The sequence below is a fragment of the Sphingobacterium multivorum genome (genome assembly GCF_900457465.1).
GTDB classification, from domain to species: domain Bacteria; phylum Bacteroidota; class Bacteroidia; order Sphingobacteriales; family Sphingobacteriaceae; genus Sphingobacterium; species Sphingobacterium multivorum.
Genome location: NZ_UAUU01000011.1, coordinates 1,626,604 through 1,644,589, shown reverse-complemented (window position 1 = coordinate 1,644,589; position 17,986 = coordinate 1,626,604). Strand labels below are relative to the sequence as shown.

The 17,986-nt window shown below is 35.1% G+C and carries 20 protein-coding genes and 1 pseudogene; 14 read left to right on the top strand and 7 right to left on the bottom strand.

The features are described from left to right. Positions 1-393: 393 nt before the first annotated feature. Genes DTA23_RS30980 through DTA23_RS30970 form a run of 3 tightly spaced genes read right to left on the bottom strand, consistent with a single transcriptional unit; the run spans position 394 to position 1,596 of the window. Entirely contained in the window at positions 394-1,017 is a 624-nt protein-coding gene (locus DTA23_RS30980) for a site-specific integrase (RefSeq protein WP_256604655.1), read from the bottom strand. Then, positions 1,005-1,430 carry a phage integrase SAM-like domain-containing protein gene (locus DTA23_RS30975; protein ID WP_256604654.1) on the bottom strand — a complete coding sequence of 142 codons (426 nt, stop codon included), beginning with the start codon at positions 1,428-1,430 and terminating at the stop codon, positions 1,005-1,007. The genes DTA23_RS30980 and DTA23_RS30975 overlap by 13 nt, the downstream gene beginning before the upstream one ends. Next, positions 1,417-1,596: an Arm DNA-binding domain-containing protein gene (locus DTA23_RS30970; RefSeq protein ID WP_256604653.1), complete on the bottom strand. Its 180-nt coding sequence runs from the start codon at positions 1,594-1,596 to the stop codon at positions 1,417-1,419. Before DTA23_RS30970 ends, DTA23_RS30975 begins: the two co-directional genes overlap by 14 nt. 704 nt (positions 1,597-2,300) lie before the next feature. On the opposite strand from DTA23_RS30970, the gene DTA23_RS24490 reads away from it, so the two are divergent. The 4 genes from DTA23_RS24490 (at position 2,301) to DTA23_RS24475 (ending at position 5,074) form a co-directional block, all read left to right on the top strand. Then, complete coding sequence (locus DTA23_RS24490; RefSeq protein ID WP_112376279.1) at positions 2,301-2,606, top strand: hypothetical protein; 306 nt, start codon at positions 2,301-2,303, stop codon at positions 2,604-2,606. A gap of 111 nt (positions 2,607-2,717) precedes the next feature. Then, a complete protein-coding gene (locus DTA23_RS24485) occupies positions 2,718-3,623 on the top strand; it encodes a hypothetical protein (RefSeq protein ID WP_112376278.1) in 906 nt (301 codons plus the stop codon). Between the two features lie 56 nt (positions 3,624-3,679). Next, complete coding sequence (locus tag DTA23_RS24480; RefSeq protein WP_112376277.1) at positions 3,680-4,213, top strand: hypothetical protein; 534 nt, start codon at positions 3,680-3,682, stop codon at positions 4,211-4,213. Between the two features lie 453 nt (positions 4,214-4,666). Beyond that, on the top strand, positions 4,667-5,074 hold the full coding sequence (locus DTA23_RS24475) for a hypothetical protein (protein ID WP_070564582.1): 408 nt from the start codon (positions 4,667-4,669) through the stop codon (positions 5,072-5,074). A 698-nt stretch (positions 5,075-5,772) separates the two neighbouring features. Here the strand turns inward: DTA23_RS24475 and DTA23_RS26975 are convergent. Further along, a complete protein-coding gene (locus DTA23_RS26975; RefSeq protein ID WP_146753203.1) occupies positions 5,773-5,997 on the bottom strand; it encodes a hypothetical protein in 225 nt (74 codons plus the stop codon). A 570-nt stretch (positions 5,998-6,567) separates the two neighbouring features. Here DTA23_RS26975 and DTA23_RS24470 point away from each other — a divergent pair. Continuing rightward, positions 6,568-7,281: a metallophosphoesterase gene (locus DTA23_RS24470; RefSeq protein WP_139144988.1), complete on the top strand. Its 714-nt coding sequence runs from the start codon at positions 6,568-6,570 to the stop codon at positions 7,279-7,281. Between the two features lie 108 nt (positions 7,282-7,389). Here the strand turns inward: DTA23_RS24470 and DTA23_RS24465 are convergent, their stop codons facing one another. Then, entirely contained in the window at positions 7,390-8,373 is a 984-nt protein-coding gene (locus tag DTA23_RS24465) for an Rpn family recombination-promoting nuclease/putative transposase (protein WP_070565937.1), read from the bottom strand. A 415-nt stretch (positions 8,374-8,788) separates the two neighbouring features. Here DTA23_RS24465 and DTA23_RS24460 point away from each other — a divergent pair, with 415 nt between their 5' ends. From DTA23_RS24460 to DTA23_RS24450, 3 genes are all read left to right on the top strand, one after another. Then, positions 8,789-9,601 (top strand): helix-turn-helix domain-containing protein, encoded by an 813-nt coding sequence (locus tag DTA23_RS24460; RefSeq protein ID WP_070565939.1) that lies wholly within the window; start codon positions 8,789-8,791, stop codon positions 9,599-9,601. A gap of 97 nt (positions 9,602-9,698) precedes the next feature. Then, positions 9,699-11,378, top strand: a complete 1,680-nt coding sequence (locus tag DTA23_RS24455) for an alpha/beta hydrolase-fold protein (protein WP_112376276.1) — start codon at positions 9,699-9,701, stop codon at positions 11,376-11,378. Positions 11,379-11,672: 294 nt separating this feature from the next. Beyond that, entirely contained in the window at positions 11,673-12,200 is a 528-nt protein-coding gene (locus DTA23_RS24450) for a hypothetical protein (RefSeq protein WP_112376275.1), read from the top strand. 84 nt (positions 12,201-12,284) lie between these two features. Here DTA23_RS24450 and DTA23_RS24445 read toward each other — a convergent pair whose 3' ends face one another. Beyond that, positions 12,285-12,677: a hypothetical protein gene (locus tag DTA23_RS24445; protein WP_146753201.1), complete on the bottom strand. Its 393-nt coding sequence runs from the start codon at positions 12,675-12,677 to the stop codon at positions 12,285-12,287. A 341-nt stretch (positions 12,678-13,018) separates the two neighbouring features. Here DTA23_RS24445 and DTA23_RS24440 point away from each other — a divergent pair, with 341 nt between their 5' ends. The 3 genes from DTA23_RS24440 to DTA23_RS24430 all read left to right on the top strand — a co-directional run bounded on the left by DTA23_RS24440 (position 13,019) and on the right by DTA23_RS24430 (position 14,054). After that, entirely contained in the window at positions 13,019-13,489 is a 471-nt protein-coding gene (locus DTA23_RS24440) for a DUF1963 domain-containing protein (RefSeq protein WP_070568840.1), read from the top strand. A gap of 75 nt (positions 13,490-13,564) precedes the next feature. After that, positions 13,565-13,882 carry a hypothetical protein gene (locus tag DTA23_RS24435; RefSeq protein WP_070568843.1) on the top strand — a complete coding sequence of 106 codons (318 nt, stop codon included), beginning with the start codon at positions 13,565-13,567 and terminating at the stop codon, positions 13,880-13,882. Beyond that, the gene (locus DTA23_RS24430) at positions 13,872-14,054 is read left to right on the top strand and encodes a DUF8506 family protein (RefSeq protein ID WP_028069684.1); all 183 of its coding nucleotides are present in this window, start codon (positions 13,872-13,874) and stop codon (positions 14,052-14,054) included. The genes DTA23_RS24435 and DTA23_RS24430 overlap by 11 nt, the downstream gene beginning before the upstream one ends. Before the next feature lie 779 nt (positions 14,055-14,833). Here the strand turns inward: DTA23_RS24430 and DTA23_RS24415 are convergent. Continuing rightward, positions 14,834-15,046, bottom strand: a pseudogene (locus DTA23_RS24415) (transposase); the annotation flags it as partial. Between the two features lie 526 nt (positions 15,047-15,572). On the opposite strand from DTA23_RS24415, the gene DTA23_RS24410 reads away from it, so the two are divergent. The 3 genes from DTA23_RS24410 to DTA23_RS24400 all read left to right on the top strand — a co-directional run bounded on the left by DTA23_RS24410 (position 15,573) and on the right by DTA23_RS24400 (position 17,982). Further along, positions 15,573-15,866 carry a putative quinol monooxygenase gene (locus tag DTA23_RS24410; RefSeq protein ID WP_070566204.1) on the top strand — a complete coding sequence of 98 codons (294 nt, stop codon included), beginning with the start codon at positions 15,573-15,575 and terminating at the stop codon, positions 15,864-15,866. A gap of 749 nt (positions 15,867-16,615) precedes the next feature. Then, positions 16,616-17,212, top strand: a complete 597-nt coding sequence (locus DTA23_RS24405; RefSeq protein ID WP_070565712.1) for a Crp/Fnr family transcriptional regulator — start codon at positions 16,616-16,618, stop codon at positions 17,210-17,212. 173 nt (positions 17,213-17,385) lie between these two features. Then, complete coding sequence (locus DTA23_RS24400) at positions 17,386-17,982, top strand: hypothetical protein (protein WP_070565714.1); 597 nt, start codon at positions 17,386-17,388, stop codon at positions 17,980-17,982. The last annotated feature ends 4 nt before the right edge of the window (positions 17,983-17,986 follow it).

Sequence of the window (17,986 nt, the reverse complement as noted above, 5' to 3'; positions counted from 1 at the left end):
AAAAGCATACGGGTCTTTGGATAAAAATGAATGTGGAAGCCAAGAAGATGGCATTGAGAAATGGTTCAGAGTGAATTGAAATAACACATCCAATTCGCTGAATTTTTAAAACACTTTTTTAAAGCGGTGGGGCTATCAAAGCCACACTAACAGAGGATTAGAAAAATGTATTTGTGCGGGAGGAGTAGATGACAACATTTTTTAATCTTCTGTTCCAGAAGTAGCCGAAAAGCTCTTTTACAGAAAGGGAATAGCAGAGCGAAGTAAATGTGCTTTGGCTATAAAATATGGGCATAAAAAAAAACAGAACCGTTAAGTTCTGCTCCTAATTTCAAATTGTGATTAACTATATAACCTGTAAAAACGCTTCTTCAATCTCCTTAAATTTAGGAGCTACCAAATCCATATCCTTACTAATCTTTGGCTGGTAATTTTAGCATAAATCTGTGTAGTTGAAATGTTTTTATGTCCCATCATTTTGCTAAGGCTTTCAAGAGGTACGCCTTCGGTCAAAAACATCGTTCCAAATGTGTGTCTTGCGGTGTGAAAAGTTACTTTTTGTTCTGTTATAATTTCAGCTTTTTCAATTAATTTGCCAATGTGAGTATTGCAGGTTACATTGGTTGGAACTGGAAAGATAAACTCATTACGAGTGCTACCGAGGTATTTTTCTATGATACGTTTTGGGATTTCCATTAACCGAACATTAGAAGCAATATCTGATTTTTTTCTTCTGCTGATGATCCATTGGTGACCATCGAAGAAAGACTGAATATTGTTCCTTGTCAGTTTTTTAATATCCGCATAAGCAAGTCCGGTAAAACAACTGAAAATAAAAAGATCTTTCACAAGCTCATACCGTGGGTGGGGCGGTGCACACATCATCAGTTTTTCTACATCTTCTTTAAGAATATAACCCCTGTCAGTTTCTTCCATATTGATTTCATAATCTTGAAACGGATTATCACGTATCAAACCTTTTTTAATAGCCAATTCCACCAGACTTAGCACAGGCATCGTGTAACCCAAACCGTATTATGTGTAGATTGTAAATCGTACCGAAGATAAAAATCAAATTCCCTAATAAAATCTCCAGTCAATTCCCGAAAGGCCATATCATCACGATGATAGCGTTCTTTGATAAAAGTGGTAAGATGATTATAAACCGTGATGTACTTGTTGTAGGTGCTTTGTGAACGTTCTTCCTTGTCAACCAATTTTTTAAAATCCTCATTTTTATCGTTAAAGACTTTTAGAATTGCATCATCCATTACACCAACACCCAAGAATGAGAGCTTTACTTTTTGGGAAGTAGCAAAGCCCTCGTGTTTCAGCATATCTTCATAAATTTTGTCGATACGCCCACGTATGTTATCCAACTTTTTATTAATATTTAAAGCTGTTGCGCTTTTGCCCTCAAACTCTTCCATATTTTAGATCCCAATTGCTTGGGTCAATTTCTAACTTTGTCCCGAAAGTTTTAGGTGTTCCGTCAATGGTAATACGTGCCATAATCGGAGCATTACCATTTTTTTTCAGTTCGTTCTTTTTCAAGTAGAAAAGCAGTTTGAACGTTGATTTTTTTGTCTGCATCATAACTCAAATGTTTAATGTTTAAAATTAATTTACATTGAGTTACAAGGAAATACAAAAATAAGTGCAAAACACTGAAATATAACCGTTTAAACTAATAAGAAACCTCTATTAATCGGTAACGAATTAGTAACTTAACTTTGTCATTTCAAGCCCAAAATCTATCAGACACCGATTTCCAAATAAAGACTACTTCTTTATAAAACATTGTATAGCAACGGATTTAATCGTTTTGCTTACTTTTGCTTTTTACTAATCTTTTTTATTTAAAGTAATAAGATTTTACTGCTAATGATTAGTGATCTTTGATCCAGATTTTGTTAAAAACAGTTAGGTTCATTTGGAAGTAACAAAGAGACCAGCATGTTTCACCAGCCTTTGACAGAGTGCGTTTTGTACTCCCTCACGCTCTGCAATCTTTGTCCTTTTTTCATTTCTTATATTATCTAACCAGCTTATCTATATTACACGAGTAACGTGTAAAGCTGATTTCAATTCCCTATTGTATTTCAATCAGAAGAATGGTTCTTAAAATCGAATTACTTTTCTATTATTACCTGTATATTACCTGTGCATTATCTATACATTATAAGCGAGTTACAAACTTTCACACAAATGTGTAGTTTTTTTAATCTAGCAAAAATTTTACGATAAATAACTTTAGCTTTATTCCTATAAATCGTTAAAAGAAAAGTAAAATAGAAGTAATGAAAAGCCATTTTTTTACAAGAAACTTTATCTGGCTCCTTATCTTGCTGTTTATCGTAGTAAGTTGTCAGAAAGATTCGTCCCAAGTATTAGATAATGAAAATAAGCCGACTTTGGCTGATATAAAAGAATTTTATGCCAAAGAAGGAATATTTAAAAAGATCAATCCAAAAGATAACTTACCAATTCAATGGGAACCTTTATGGGATGAAGTAACTGTCCGTAAAGCAAACGATTCAGTTGAATATATGTTTGTTCCACTGCATCCATTTCTCAAGGAAGATAAGGAGAAAATTACGTTTTAAAAAGGTGGTAAGACATACTTACTCGTAAAAAATGGCAAAGAATTTTACAAAGGCTTTTTTTTCAATGATACGAAGGAAGAAATTACTGATCTCCGCTCCTTTACTGGAAAAATGTTATTCACAAATCTAAAAAGTAACGCTGCAAATTTGATAAAATACCGGAATGGTTCGCCTTATTTTGAAGGAGATGAAAATGTACAGAAAAAGAGGGCTTCATCAACGAAAATGGCATGGGAGCAAAATTGCAACTATCAAACGGTGGATTGTATCTATCAATCAGGAGGATATGGATGTGGTAGTGGTATAACTATCTATCATAGTCGAGATTGTTCTTACCCCTCATTTTGCGCCGGATATGGCTGGTCGCTTATTGATAGCCGAGATGAATATGTCTGTGAAAATGTCTGGGTCCCAGACGCACCTGGTACAGGCGATGGCGGAGGTGGCTCTGATGGAAGTGATATTGCAGACTTCAATGCTAAAATCGATGATACAAATCTTCCAGACTGTATGAAAGGCGTGTCGGATACACTTAAAATGCTGAATGGAAATTCTGTTGCTGATATAATCAAGAAATTTTCAGGAGAAATACCAGGATATAATCTTAAGTTTGCTACAGAAAATTTTAACGACCCGATGAAAGCTGCTGGTACAAATCGAAATAATAACACAGGAGAAATAATTATAGCTTTCAATACCAATCCATTAGTTATAGGTAATGTTTCCGACTTAGCGTTTGCTACAACAATGCTTCATGAATCTATTCATGCTTACCTTACTGCATTTTTTTATGATGATGCGACGGCAGCAACAATGACTTATCCTCAATTATTTGAAAAGTATACAAAGAAAAAAGCTTTTTCAAATGGCGCTCAACATGAGACCATTGCTAGAGATTTTATTACAGATCTAGCCTCATCCATTAAAAATTACGGAGAATTAAAGGGTTATCATCTAGATAAGCAAATATATGATGATATAGCCTGGAAGGGTTTATTAGAAAACGGATGCCTTTAAAAACCTTTCAGATGTAGATAAATCTCGAATTACAGATAGAATAATGGCTGAACAATATGATACTAGAAAAGACAAAGGAGTTACACAAAAAGGAGTTCGCATGGGTTGCTAGCATTCTTTTATTTTGGACATTGGCAAGTTGTGCAACGAAAAAGAATCTTGACGACTTTGCTGAAATTGATCGAAACAATTGCAGTAGTTTTAATCAGATGGGCAAAGGATATACGGAAAGCGAGGTAGCTCCATTAATACATGGAAAAGTAAGATTATGCTATAATAATGAAATAGTGCCTTACGTGAGAGTCTTTTTTCTTAAAAATGGCAGGGACACCATAGCTTCGCTTACCACAGACGAAAAGGGTGAATTTTCAAAACAAATCTCTCCAGATGGTTTTTGGGGAAAAGTAATTATAGAAAAATTTGGATCGAATTTGACAATTGATGAAGTGAGAATAGATGCATACTTTAAAGATTACTATCTGGATATAAAATTACCAAGGCAACCTGCTTATATAAATGAAGTGGGCCCAAGAAAAGATCAGAAAAAGTTAAGAAAGGAAGTTGAAAAAGCAAGTCGAAAACATCAGTAAATAATTGCAATCTATCCACTCACTAACTTCAAGTGGGGAGGTTGATGTTATCTATTTTTTGAATGTGTAGCTTTTAAAGACCATCCACACCTGATCCGTCAACGTAAAATATTTTTGGTGCTTAGATCATTTACAGTCAAAAATCCGGTAACAGCAAACTTTTTGACAGCTAGTACTCCATGCTCAACAGCTAGAAATAATATTTTTTAAAAACCAAATAGGATTCGATATTGTATTAATAGTACTTTTCAAAAGCTTTAGCATTTGCAAATAATTATGCAACCTTTGGTAATCCACCTGTTGAAATAAATGAAACCTGGGTAAAAAACCCAACTATCACCGTGACGAGCGCCGATGGTCAACCACAAACGATCAAACCATACGCAAACTTAGGCGATGGGAAAAACTGTCCGATCCATAGCGTATCCTCTAGCCCCAATTAATTGATAACAAATGAAGAATAACATTTTAACAATTTTGGGTATTTGTTTTTTAACATCTGCCTACAGTCAAAAAAAAGAAAAGGACTTATCGATACTACAGACTTTGGTCGAAAAAATACATTTGGATCTCCGTGATGTTGCAATGATGTCTGGTGTTCCAAGTAGGACATCTGCTACTTGGGCAAATTTGGTATATGTTCAACGGGGGGATTCCATAACAACTGTGCCGTTTGACAGTCTCACTTCTCCCAAATGGAATCGCTTTGAATATGATATAACGGTTGAATTCGACAGATTTACAGGGAATAGCACTCAAAATTTAAAGGGGGTAATTGTTCTAAAGCGTATCAGCCCTGAAAGAGAGGAAAAGCTCCGAAACTGGATGCTTAAAGAAAAGGAAAAGGCTTTGAAAAGATAAATCTTAAAGTCCGGTCGATATATACGGCTGGACTCATAATAGTGTTTATATTAATGGATGCTTACATAGGTTGTGAATTGCTTTCATTCTTTGGTTTAATTGTATGTAAATCCCACAGATAGTAATTATTCATTTATTTGAATATGTTGTTTAAAAGTTCCTTCCTGATAATACTTTCATTCCGGAATGCTAGTTTATTGCTTCAAATATTATTATCATGTTCACGAACACTCCAGATCAACCCCCTGTCTCGGTAATGACAGCATTCTATTATCAAAAAGTTTTTCCATGATCGTCCACACCTGTCGCACCGTCCGTTATCATTGCTGCAACTTGGGTGATTTCTAATTTTGGAAAAGACTTTATAATATTTATTCATTTATGAGGATGAGGAGTAACTCGGCCTTTTTTTGTTTTTAAAACCAAACAGGATTCGCCCCGCCCAGACTCAAGGTTTTTTTATTCGTCATAGCCCAACTCATCGAGGATAATAACAAGTTCATCGGTGGTCAACCAGCTCGTATTGTTACATAGCATTACCCAATCGCCACTGCGAAAATCTACATTCATTATAAAAAACCGATCAATTCATAATTTGCAAGGTTCCACCACCATGCAAAACAGAAACCTCAACCACTTGCTTCTGACCACACACGTCACATTCGAACTTTATATTCTTTTTCATCGAATATCGTCCTTTATCCACTTAATTCTCCACGCTGGATCATGGCTATATATTTTTGCACGTGATCATCGGTCAATAAGCAATTGTCGTCAAGGTGATAATTGAACTGTTTAGTGAAGGTGTCATAATGAATACTTCCTACATAAGCATTATTGAGGTATATATGCCAAAGGCTGTATTTCTTGGCCCGAACTTCCACTACCTGGCGTTTTCCATGATGATAAAACAACTCAGGCACATCAGTATCAAGCGAAGTATAAGGGCGTCAATGCACGCTTCCTTGATGTCATCGGCAAGTACACCGTATGCCAATTGCCACTCTCCCTGAGATTTCCTGAAAACATAATGAAGCAAGACCATTTTTGTTGTAAAGATGATAATCTTTCATGCCCATGCTTTTATCATGCACGGTAATTTGAGCGTACATTACCCGATTTCGGCAAAAGATTTCTAGCGGTTTCATTACACAATATTACTAATATTATTAGCAACATTGTATACCGTACAGATATTTAGGGTTTCCCATTTTTTATATGTAATCGGATGTATTAAGCCTATCCTAGCCCGATAATAGCATTATGGGAAACCTTAGTCTATATTAAGATTGGAATTGACGTAAGCCGTCGCTACGCGGACAGCTTACCATAAGCGACTTGGTTAAACAGCTCCACTTTCGTATCTTCGATACGGCTACGTTACTTCGCAAAGTCGCCGCTCTACATATACAATGCTAAAAACTACCGTACATACATTCAACGACCTTGACAAATGGTTGTCCGACAACTTCTATTTTGAAGACGGACACGTTTTGGCAATAAAAGAAAATCCGCTTGAAATTATTGTTGGTTATAATGTGAAAGCAAATTATAAGGCAAATTCAGAAAGACACATCTTGCCTTTCAAAATTATTCCATCAAAAATTTATGAATGGACTTTTGACATAGATGTAACAAATGTTGGTGACGACAATTACATTGAATATATTGAAGCATGGGAAGTTGAAAATGGAATTTGCTTAGAGTTCGCTACACCTGCGATTTTTCGACTTGTTACAAACAGCCTTGAAATTGAAGAACAAGAACTAATAAAAACAACATTTAAGCCTTGGACAAGTGAGAAGGAAATATATTTGACCGCTGACCTTTCTGAAGTTCCGAGACCTTTATTTTGGAAAGAAAAATTAAGCAAATACGGACACGACATTCTGTTTCGTTATTATTCAGGTGAAGAAAGACAACCAGAGCAAGTTCCTTATCCAGACTATCAAGGTTACTATATACAACTTGCGGACAGAATTAGCTCGACACAAGAAGGTATTTTTCTCAAGCATATTAAAGTAGAAAACGGAAAATTTAGTTTGAATTTTGAAAACAAGGACGATAAATTGAAAAATGTTTGGAACGACTTAACAGCAATTCTTGCAGAATTTCCTAATGCTCAAATCAAAAGCGGAAATTGCGAGTTTACCGGGACAAAATGGAAACAATATTTAGCGGACAAACTATTACCGACAACAGAATAACAGGAAGCACAGCATATAACGGGAGACTGTAACATAAACTGTGTCAACCAATTTAATCGGCTCGTGCCATTCATCTATTGGTGGAGCAGTCATCCAAAATAAAGAAACTTAGAGTTTTTCGACCTCTTCGACAGAAAGCCCTGTGCCCTTAGCAATATCAGCTATAGGTAGCCCCATTTCCTTAAATGCTTTAGCAGTCTCAAGAGCTTTTTTACGCTCTCCTTCTGCTAGTCCTTTGGCTTTACCTTCTGCTAGACCTTTGGCTTTACCTTCTGCTAGACCTTTAGCTTTACCTTCTGCTAGGCCTTTAGCGTGACCTAAAGATTCTCCGGATTTCTTGGCCGAATTAAATACGCTCTCAGCATCACGCTTATGTTTTAAACTTGCTTCGTATGACATTAGCTCCTCCTCCGTTAGTTTACCTATCTCTCCTATCTCAAAGATAAGACCAAATATTCTTTTATCCAAAAATGTTGGCAATCTATCCATGGTACTCAAGTGTTTAAGTAAGTACAACCACTGATCCATAACTGTCTTTAGTTCTTCTGGCTGTTTATTAAATAATGGAAGCGAAATCATTTTATATCCCAATTTATCATAGAATATTTCTTTGGTCAATTTGTCACACAGCGCAACATCATAGAAATAAGGCCGCTCTGTGACACGAGATATACCGGTACTACCATTTCTATCCATGTGAAACTCCAAAATACCAATAAAGTAAACCTCCGGTAGGTAATAATCACTACCCTTCTTACCTCGCGCTAATTGTTTATTGATGAGACGTGAGGTATAGTACACTGCACGGTCCTTAAAAAATTCTTGAAAGAGCTGCTGCATCTCAATGATGAAAACCTCACCATCGCTGCCGATACAATGTAAATCAAATACAACACGACGCATTCCCTCATAATCACCATCATGTTCTACAGGCTTATATCTTAGATCCGAAATTATCTTCTCTCCCTGAAACAGACTATTGAGAAACTCAATCAGTAAGATTTTGTTGTCCTCCCTACCAAAGTAAAATTTCCAACCGAAATCGGTACGTGGATCTACATACCTACCCAAATGTTTTTTTGATCTAGCCATAATATTTATTAATTGATTATCAGACAAATATATAACAATAAATTGATTATTGCTAACATATTTAGTAAAAAAACAAGTAAATTATATGGATAGTCAATCACATGAGCTGAAAAATTACAGACAGACTATTCTTTATCAAATTTTATGAGTTATTTAGTATGTAATAAATTAGCACAATAACCTAGTAAATAATATCGATTATGTATAAATTACTTTTAATCACTTTTCTTAGCGTTTGATAGTGAATTATATTAGACTAAAGTAGCCCTTTGCTAAGCGCTAATCTCCAGCAAAGCTGTTTAGGTTTTTTTCCAATCTCCATTATTATTTAGACGATCAGATATATGTTGATTTAGCATTAACTTTTTTTCTTATTTTTGAAATTATTGCAGATTTGCGAGGTGGAAAGTTAAAAATGAAGGAATTATTTCAAACGTTCAAACCAAAAAATCCTATAGTCAAAAAGTATGTTGATTATTACTATTTGGACATTAAACCAAATAATGTGATCAATAAATTCCTATGTTTCCCCCATTTTAATAATACAATTTCAATTTATAGATATCATGTGAGATTGGAAAATGGAGAAATAAAATTTGATGATAACGCAAACCCATTTCAGATTTTCACCCCTATTCGGCAAAAAGTACTTAATGTAAAACAATCTGGAACAGTTTACAGAATCGTCATTGTATTTCATCCTTTAGGTATCCAGCAATTTTACGAAAATTTAAATTTTGCAGATTATATAACAGATTACGAGTTTTTCAGTCCAGAAGAACTAAAAGAAATCTTTTCTACAACTCAAACAAAACATATTTCAGATTTTTTAGACAACGCTTTATTACATCGTTTTAAAAAATTTGAGAGCCCAATTTTAGAACAAGCAATTCAATATATTTTCAGTAATGACGAGAAAATATCTGTCACAGAACTTTCAACTTACATTGGAATCAGCAGACAACATTTAAACAGATTATTTCAATTTCATTTGGGAGTTTCCATAAAAAAATTTTACGAAATAGTTCTTTTTAGGCAGTCCGTCAACAAGAAACTTTTTGAGAACCCTGAAAGTAGCTTCACTGAAATTGCTTATGAGTTTAATTTCAGCGACCAATCTCATCTTAATAAAATCTATAAAAATCTGGTTGATAATTCACCTAGAAACTTTTTTAGCAAAGGAACTATTTTAGGAAAAGAAGATACTTTTTGGCATCTGGATCCTTAACGAGTAAAGTTCCATTTTTACAAGTTCGAGTAAAGTTCCATTTTTACAAGTTTCCGAAATAGTTTGTCTGTAGATTTGCCTGATTAAATTTTGATTTATGAGATATTGTATTGTTTTATTTTTAGTTCTGTTAAGTTTATTTGCCCAAGCACAGGAAAATTATTCAACTTTGATTCGAAAAGCGGTCGAAAACAAAAAAAAAGCAAAAGATTCAATTGCGTATCTGCATGCATTAGGATTATACGAGGATGCATTTGCGCGCTTTCCGGATAGTATAGATCAATTTAGCCGCTATAACGCTTCAATCTTAGCCTATAAATTGAATAATAAAGATAAAGCATTTACCTATTTATCTGCGCTGGCAAAGAAGGAAACCGACTGGAAAACTTATCCCGCTTGGAATTATATCATTAGAGATTATGCTTCGGAAGAATATAAAGATCTAATAGGTGACCCAAGATGGCAAATTTTGAAAAGTGATGCTATTAAAAATAAAGATCGTTTTTACATCCAATTAAAAGTAAAGGAAGATGAATTTTTCAGCATAGAGCCAACTAACCTAGATAAATTTCAGGATGAAAAATCTCTTTATGAGAAAATAAAAAACTTTAATCCCTACAAAGCGAAAAAGAATCAGGATTATTCTATTTCATTCAAAATAAACGATTCAACCAAAACTTCGTTTTTTATTCATTTACCAAAAAATTACAATCCTCATAAGAAGTATTCCCTGCTTTTCTTTCTTCATGGTGCAGTAAGAAGTAATGCGTTGATTGATTATCAGTTTGCAGATTGGAATTTAGGTGGTTGGAATAGATATTACACAAAATATGCAGAGCAAAATGATGTCATTTTAGTTTTTCCAAAAGGGAGCAGGCAATACAATTGGATGACATCAAATGAGGGCTTTTTTATGATTCCCGAAATGCTTGAAAGTATCAAGAAAGCAGTCAACGTTGATGACAATAAAGTTTTCATTTCGGGACATTCTAACGGAGGAACGGGGTCGTTTTCATATCTGATGAAACAACCTACACAATTTGCAGGTTTTTACGGATTTAACACTTATCCAAAAATATTTACGGGTGGTACTTTCGTTGAAAATATTAAAAACCGTTCATTTATCAATTTTTCAACAGATGAGGATTATTATTATCCACCAAACGCAAATGATGATTTAACAAAATTAATGAACGGAATAAATGCCGATTACAAAGATTATCGCTACAATGGATTTCCGCATTGGTTTCCACAATTTGACGAATCTGAACCAGCTTATCAGATTCTTTTTAACGACCTAATAAGCCGGAAGAGAAATCCTTTTTCGAAAGAAATATCTTGGGAATTTGATGATGAAAAATACGGAAATATTGATTGGTTTTCTGATATAAAACTAGATACCCTAAGCCGAAAATCAAATTGGCACAAAGAGTTAAATTTCAAAATCAACCAATGGTTGAAATACGACAAAAACGATAGCTTAGTTGTGCAGGAGGTTAATAAAAAAGCTTTTGATTTTCCAAGAAAATCAGGAAAAATAAAAGCTGAATATCAAAACAACATTTTCAGAATTAAAACTTCATCTATTAAATCATTTTCAATCAATATTTCGCCTGAAATGGTCAATCTGAAGAAGAAAGTAAAGGTTTACGTAAATGGTAAATTGTATTTCAATGGAAAAGTAAAGTACAATCGTGAATATATGTTGCAGAACTTTGAAAACAACCAAGACCGAGAACAAATTTGGATAAATCGTATTAACCTTAATATATCCTAAAATATGTACGCGTCCTTTTCATCAAAAGGTTGTTAAAAAGAATATATACAGCTCTTAATTTCAAGATGATGACGCATTGTTAAGGCTACGGTATGGGTTCGAAAGAAGAGTTGGTTACGCGGAAGAACAGTCGATTCGTTCGGCAGTTTTAACAAATTAAAAAAAAGGCCTCCTGAAATGCAGGTCTAAATCAATGCACAGCTTGGAGCGAATCTTGCGAGAGGAGCCAATATGGTAGGAACTAATCCTGGGACTGGAGTGAAGAACTGGGATACTAATTGTAAATAAATTCAGATGCGAAAGGAACAAATAACAGAGCAGTTAAAAGAGTATTATCCGGAGGGTGTTACCCTCGACGATATCATGGCTTATTCCGCTTCAGAAGCTTACAATAACCGGAAACAATGTATTGAATCAGCCTGGTCAGACCGCGGGCAATGGGAACAATTAAAAGAGTCCCTTACCGACCTGTCTGCTGAAATCTGGGACTATTCCTTCTTAGGGGGAAGCCCTTCATATCACTTTTCCTTCCCCCTTGAGCAGAATGAAGACATCTTATACTCTTTATTTGTTAGTGTTATTTTACCCTATTTTGCGATCAGGATAATGCGCCTCCCCGATCGGAAAAAATCATTTACCCCAGTATGCGATACTGATTTTCAGGTATTTGAAAAGCTGACAAAGAAAGTACAACATGTTTTCCCCGAGCATCTGATAATTAAAGACGATAGGTTGCTACAAACAAAGGTTGATATCTTCGAGGCAGATGGGGAAAATCCTCCATCAATACAGCACCTTTTATTCTCGACGATAGAAACATAGTTACAGCAGCACTATTCCGCAGTATTTAGGAAGCCTTAAGATCCTCCCAGACTCGAGGTTTTTTTATTCCTTTTATATCGTTTTTCATCGCATATCGTCCTTTATCCACTTTAATTCCCCGCGTTGGATCAGGACTATATACTTTTGCACGTGGTCATCGGTCAATAAGCAATTGTCATCTAGGTCGTAATTGAACTGCTTAGTGAAGGTGTCATACTGAATACTTCCTACATAAGCATTATTGAGATAAATAGGCCAAAGGCTGTATTTCTTGGCCCGAACTTCCACTACATGGCGTTTTCCATGATGATAAAACAACTCAGGCACATCCGTGTCAAAGCGAAGTATAAGAGCGTCAATGCACGCTTCCTTGATGTCATCGGCAAGTACACCGAATGCCAATTGCCACACGCCCTGAGATTTCCTGAAAACATAAAAAGCAAGACCATTTTTGTTGTAAAGATGATAATCTTTCATGCCCATGCTTTTATCATGCACGGTAATTTGAGCGTACATTACCCGATTTCGGGAATCCGTAGCCAATTTATTTATTCGGTAGCTTTAATGAGACAAACAAATTAAGCAATAAAAGCTCCTCTCGTTAACCACCAAAGGAGGCAATCTTAGCCAAATATGTTCATACGTATAAAGCTCACAAGATTGGACAGATTCCTATACCGGTCTATCAAGGATAGAAACTGACTGAAAACACTATCCGCCACTTTTTTATACGAATTATCTCATCGTTTTGGACGTTTCCTCTGTTCCAACTTTGCTTAGAAGATATTGAAATTAGACCTGATATTTTAGCTGATACAATGGTGATTACTGTTTTTATAGCAGAAGAACTTCCAATGGATATAACTGCCAACGGAAATGAATGGCTTTTGCGAGAATATAAAAAATCAGACAAATTAATAATTAAAGAATTAAACAATCCTGATTCAGGACTAAAACCATTTCCCCTAAAACCTTCAAAAATAGAAGAAGATTATCCTGTGTGGGATGGAGGTGGTTTAACAAGTGAAATGGAAGATGAAATATTAAAACTTGAAAATTCGGGAGTAATTGAAGGTTATTATGATACAGCTGACAATCAATATGGACACAAACTTGGAGGTTACCCAAGCTTTTGTCAACCGGGTGTTTATTTTGGTAACGACTTTGAATTTGTATTTCAAATTGCATCCGACGACAAAGCAAATTTGAATATAGTTGATAGCGGAACGATGTATTTTGCTAAAAATGCGAAAACAGAAGAATGGAATTTCTACTGTGCCTTTTATTAAAAAAACAGCAGATAACATCCATTTGGCAAAATCTAGTAACTTTATAAAAGCCCGCAATATTTTATTTTTGCAGCATTGACATTCGAGATATCGAATTCTTTGGTAACTGTACTCTATTTTTGGCTCGACTCCCCTGCACTAGCCATACAACGTGTAAAGAAAAGAGTAGAAAACGGAGGACACAATATTCCATCTGATGTGATAGAAAGACGTTATCATCGTGGTTTAGAAAATTTGTTTAACATTTATATTCCAATATGTGATCGCTGGTTGGTTTTTGATAACATGGATTTAATCCCCGGAATTATTGCTCAGGGTGATAAATTTGGAGAATTCGTTTCAAATAGCGAAATTTGGTCAACACTAAAATCGAAATACTATAATGAACGATAAGGTAAATATTGAAAATATTAATCTTGCTGAACGAATTCGTTTAGGAGTGCAAAAGGCTTTACGAAAACTAGCCGAAGAAAGTGCAGCAAAGGGTGAGAGTTTGGTGGTAAAAGTTGACGGAAAAATACAAGAAGTACCTGCAAAGGAACTACTTATGAATTTACCAAAATAGTTTCTTCTGTAAACTATTTAACTAGGCCCCCGGCTATACGCCAAAAAATCTTTAATTCCTTAACGCGTATATTTATTATCTGGAGTTTCTCTTCTGTCTCTTGATTAAAATAGCCTTACCACTGCATATAAATATCTGATATATCATACCGAGTGGCTTCATGCTTCACTGCTTTTAGATAGACCATCTATTCCTTGGCAAAAATTCCAGTCGGACTTTGACTTCGCCTGCATGTACCCCGAAATCTAAAGCGCTATTCCGTCCCTGTGGTAAATCGATAAAGTTTTCAATGCACCACCATGCTTCGTAATTTGGGGCTAGCGGTATCTCCATAAAAATTCCGATAGCCAGATTCCTCATTTAATGGCGCATCCACTAAATTATAACAAGTGACTTGGCAAAACAGCTCCACTTTCGTATCTTCGATACAGCTACGACAAGTCGCCGCGCCAGTTACCTACAAGCATAACACGACACATCAAGAAAACACAATTGCATTTATGACACCTACGGAAAAACTAACTTCCATTTCGACCGAACAATATATTTAAGAAGATGGCGACGAATATAAAGTAGAATTAAAAGAAGGTTTGACAAATCAACAAATTGACGAATTAGCCAAAGATTGCCAACAGGACAAATTCCGCCAGAGATAAGAGAATTACTAAAATTTGCTAGCGCCTTTGAATTTTTTGGAATTGAAGAAATCACATTTGACGGAGTAGGTCAATTCGGATTTGAAGAGTTTTTTAATAATTCAGTTCAACTAGCAGGAGATGGGCATACATGCTCAACACGTGTCCCTCAAGCTGTTCAGTGATAATTAATTGTCTGTTAGGTACTACTTTAGGCTCGAACCTTACCGATCTATCCCGGCCTGTCTCCAGCTCAAAAGTTCCGGTATTGAGACCTCGGACTGTCTTTTTTGTCTTGCCATTTCGACGATTGCTATTGCCCGAAGCTTTCTTTTCGTTCAAGTGGTTTTCCAGTTGCATACCCAATTTTCATATTTAGTTACATTAAACTCATGTGATATAAATTCATGAAACTTTGTTTATTGATACAAGTTTTTGATACAACATCTTTTAAAATTAATCATGCTAATTAAGGATATCGAATAATCTCAATAAACCTCCGTTTTAATGTCTGAGAGGTTACAAATATGTATTGCTTGACGATAGTTTAGGTTAGATCTTTTCCACATTTTTAACATACTAAACCAAGCCTATGTTAGAACGTTTAATCAACAACAATGGTAAGATAGCGAAGAATTTGATAAAGAATCTTGGGGTGAATTAAAAAGGGTCCATACAATAGCGTTATTTTAGGCATTTTGATGCAGGGATTCTAACATTCTATTACAGTAAGTTAAGATGGTTTTATTGATATCCCCAAAGGCTACGTTATAACGGTAGTTGATCTTTTTTCATAAGTTTTTGAACCAAATAAAAAATCCTAAAAAACTTAAATGAGCTACATTTGTTATAAAAATGTGTAATTTAAAAAAGATAAACATATATGAAAAAATTAGGATTATTAGTTCGACTAGAAGCAAAAGCTGGAAAAGAAAAAAACGTTGAAGAGTTTATTACAAGTGCGTTGCCACTTGCTAATGAAGAAGTCGGCACTATTACTTGGTATGCGTTTCGTATTGACTCTTCTACATTTGGCATTTATGACACATTTTCAGATGAAGAAGGCAGACAAGCACATCTTGGTGGTAAGATAGCAAAGGCGCTTATGGAAAATGCACCAGAATTGTTAGCTAATCCGCCATCTATTGAGAAATTGGACGTTTTAGCCGCTAAATAAACATACCATAATTATTCTAAAATGGAAGTCTGTCAAAGTTCTGTAAATGAATTTGGACAGGCTTCCTTTGTTTACAAAACAGGTTAATGTTCTATCTGCTGTGCTTAGTCTCAATATTTCTTTTCCCTAAAAAGTTTTGAAATCAGGTCCCTATCTGCTTGATTAATGTCTATTGCATCTGTAACCGTTTTTAATAATATATTTATCATAATAGCGACGTATTGGTTCTTTAAAGATCGTAAAAAATTTTATGCCAGGATCAGAAAGTCAAAGGGTGATCGGGATAGCTGGTGTCCTATAACTTAAAGGAAAGCTTGCCGAAGAAAATGCTGCAAAGGATGAGAGTTGATGGTAAAAATTGACAAAAAAACAATAAGCCCCTACAAAGGAGCCACTTATGAAGTGGCCAAAATAGTTCCTTTATTTCGACACTTATAACTTATTCTCAGATTTGGACTTATCTGGAAATTTTATTCGTTGAGGTCGGCCAGGGATCTCGATACGGAATCGGTAGAGATTATTCTCACCGCAGCTACTGGGATAACGCTTCGGTTTCAAAAACGAAACAGGACAATAAATACAGACGACTATTATTGCCGCTACAAATTCAGGCACAATAATACCAAGATAAAATCTATCATATATATCTAGTGGTCATTGATATCGAAATATCCAAAGAAGAAGAAAAATCAATTTTAGCTATTTAAAATATACGTTATATTTATTCGAATATAGCCCCGCTAAAGCAAATGACAGAAACAGAAAAATATCTTGCTGACTTTAAAACAGCTGTTACAAGCGTATATCCCATTTCGGATAAGGCATTTGATTTATTGGCTGAAACGGCCTACATTCAGCAGTTTAAGAAAAATGAAGTTTTACTTAGGGAAGGGCGTGTCGCCAATGACATTTTCTTTGTCTGTAAAGGAGCCTTAAACTCTTATTTTATTGATGAAAAAGGAGCTATCTGGAATAAATGGATTTATTTGGAGAGGGATTTTGCGAGCACAAGATTTTCGGCAATCATAAAAACGCCCAACGATTTTAAACTGCAAGCTATTGAAAACACTACTGTGGTATGTATGCCTTATTATCAAACAAGAGCAGCTATCAATCAAAATGATGAACTAAAAAACCTTTACATTGCCTATTTGGAGAAAAAATGGATCGTCATTAATGAAGAAAGAGAAATTTCTTTACTGACCGAAAGTGCAACCACAAGATATCTCAAATTGCTGGCGGCACATCCGGGAATTGACAGCAGAATTCCACTACAATATATTGCTTCGCACCTGAGCATTACCCCAACACAGTTGAGCCGAATACGTAAAGGGCTAACCAAATAAAAAAATCATTACGCTCAACCTATATAGAGTGCGTTTTCGAAATCACACTTTATTTTTGCTTATTATCAAACAATAATAAAGGATACTATTAAACTCTTTGAAATAGAACGCATCGTACTATTAATTGAAGTTTGGAATAGGAGACCGTAATAATTAACAATTGAAATTAAATTATGCAAACAATTTCCAAAACACTAAAAATATTTCTAACCGCACTTATTCTTTCCAATATCGTACTGATGGCTTGTGTGGTCTACTTTTTTCTGAACAACAAGCACAGTTTAAGTGCTGAAAGAATAGATATCAAGGACAGATCTGGAAATAATCGTGTCGTTATTGCAAACACAGATAACATTCCGCAACCTATTATCAAAGGGAAAACATATAAAAGGGCTTACGCTCCCGCGGGCCTGATTTTCTATGATAAAAATGGAGACGAAAGAGGTGGTTTGGCAATTACCGATAATGAAGAGACTAACCTGAATGCACTTGCATTTGATTATCAGAATGCCGATGCCATTGGTATCCTGGCACAGGATAATAAACACGACAATTATTTCAGGGCTGGTCTATTGATTAATGATAAAGATCTATCCGGTAAGCCGGGGCATAATATTAACCGGATAAACCTACTAACAGAGAATGGGAACGCTTCTTTGGTGATGAAAGATAACAATGAGATACCGAGAATTATTTTAAAGGTGGACAGTCTGGGTAACCCTTCTATCGAAATGTTGGACGATAAGGGAAAAGTGAAATGGAAACAATAAGCTA